Source organism: Brucella sp. TWI432 (genome assembly GCF_039674445.1).
GTDB lineage: Bacteria > Pseudomonadota > Alphaproteobacteria > Rhizobiales > Rhizobiaceae > Brucella > Brucella chromiisoli.
Window position 1 is genome coordinate 1 of record NZ_JBDJNL010000055.1, and the last position, 2140, is coordinate 2140.

Sequence of the window (2140 nt, forward strand, 5' to 3'; positions counted from 1 at the left end):
CGAACGCCTGACGCTGATCCGGATATTCGAAGATTTACGCGATCTGGGTTACGCGGGTGGCTATGATACGGTCCGGCGTTATGCACGCTCATGGACAAAAGAGCGTGGGGCTGTGACGGCGGAAGCCTATGTACCACTTTATTACGCACCGGGCGAAGCTTACCAGTTCGACTGGAGCCACGAGATTGTTGTTCTAGGCGGTGTGACGACGACCGTGAAGGTTGCGCATGTCCGGCTCTGCCACAGCCGGATGATGTATGTGCGGGTCTATCCGCGCGAGACGCAGGAGATGGTCTTCGACGCTCATGACCGGGCATTCGCCTTTTTTGGCGGGTCCTGCACGCGCGGCATCTACGACAATATGAAGACAGCAGTGGAAACAGTCTTCGTCGGTAAAGAGCGTCAATACAATCGCCGCTTCCAGCAAATGTGCAGCCATTTCCTTGTCGAACCGGTGGCCTGTACACCGGCGTCGGGCTGGGAGAAAGGTCAGGTGGAGAATCAAGTTAATCTTGTCCGTGAACGCTTCTTCACACCGCGGCTGCGCTTCAAATCCTACGATGAGTTGAACGGCTGGCTGCTGGACAAATGCATCAGTTACGCCCGGGCTCATAAGCATGTCGATCAGACGAAGCGCACTATCTGGGAGGTGTTCGAAGAGGAGAAGTCCCATCTGGTCGGCTATCCCGGCAAGTTCGATGGCTTCCACGCGATACAGGCCTCGATCGGCAAAACTTGCCTCGTGCGTTTCGACAACAACAAATATTCGGTGCTGTCGACTGCCGTTGGCCGCCCAGCCGAGATCCATGCTTATGCCGACCGCATCGTCATACGGCAAAATGGTGTCGAGATAGGCCAGCATGAACGCTGCTTTGGTCGTGGCGAGACAATTTATAATCCATGGCATTATGTTCCGGTCCTGACACGCAAACCGGGAGCACTGAGGAACGGCGCACCATTCCTTGATTGGGTTCTGCCAGCTTCCATGGAGCATGTTCGACGGAAGCTTAAAAGCATGCATGATGGGGACCGACAAATGGTGTCGATCCTGGAATGTGTAGGTATCGACGGTCTTCCTACAGTCGAAGCGGCTTGCCAGGAGGCGCTTGATCAAGGTGTATTTTCCGCCGCTGTGATCATCAACATTCTGGCTCGCAAGCGAGACCCACAGCCCGCCGCCATTCTTTCCATCCCCGATGCGCTTCACCTAACCCATGAACCTTTGGCCGATTGCGCCCGTTACGACAGCCTCAGGAGGGCAAGCTGATATGGAACGATCTCAAATCTTCGACATGATGAGCACGCTGAAGCTTTACGGCATGCGCAGTGCCTATGACGAGATCATGGCCTCTGGCATCAAGCGCCAGCACGAGCCACCGCGCATTGTCGGCGACCTGTTGCAGTCGGAGATCGCCGAGAAACAAGCGCGCTCAATCAAATACCAGATCACCGTCGCAAAGCTGCCGCTGGCCAAGGACATCGACGACTTCGACTTTACTGACACGCCGGTCAACGAGGGACTGGTGCGCCAGCTCGCGAGCGGAGCTTTCCTTGCCGAGCAGCACAATATCGTCCTCGTTGGAGGAACTGGCACTGGAAAATCCCATTTGTCCATCGCACTTGCCCGTGCATTGATCCGCAACGGCGCGCGCGGGCGCTTCTACAACGTCGTCGATCTCGTCAATCGTCTTGAAACGGAAGCGCGTAATGGTAAGCAGGGGCGTCTTGCCGACTTTATCACAAGGCTCGACTTCGTCATTATGGACGAGCTTGGCTATCTTCCGTTCGCCCAGGCCGGCGGACAGTTGCTGTTCCACCTCATCAGCAAGCTCTACGAGCGGACTTCAATCATCGTCACCACAAACCTGACGTTCGGCGAATGGCCGACTGTCTTCGGCGACGCAAAAATGACCGCCGCTCTGCTCGACCGGCTTACCCATCATTGCGAGATCGTTGAAACGGGAAATGAATCGTGGCGCTTCAAAAACCGCTCTCAAAGCTAAAGCCGAAGAACGCTAACGACCCGCGCGCGCAGACCCTGCACTAAATTTAAAGTTCCGGGCCCGCGCACGCTAAACCTTGCAACCTAAAGGAGGGGTACTTTTTGGACGCCGATAAGGGGTCCCGTTTAAACGCCGAT

The 2140-nt window shown here is 55.8% G+C and carries 2 protein-coding genes; both read left to right on the plus strand.

The window, feature by feature from the left end; all coding sequences use genetic code 11:
- The coding region (gene istA, locus ABE527_RS21555; protein ID WP_499698251.1) for an IS21 family transposase at positions 1-1267 on the plus strand (1267 nt) is incomplete at its 5' end.
- A 1-nt stretch (position 1268) separates the two neighbouring features.
- Positions 1269-2003 (plus strand): IS21-like element helper ATPase IstB, encoded by a 735-nt coding sequence (gene istB, locus ABE527_RS21560; protein ID WP_499695704.1) that lies wholly within the window; start codon positions 1269-1271, stop codon positions 2001-2003.
- The last annotated feature ends 137 nt before the right edge of the window (positions 2004-2140 follow it).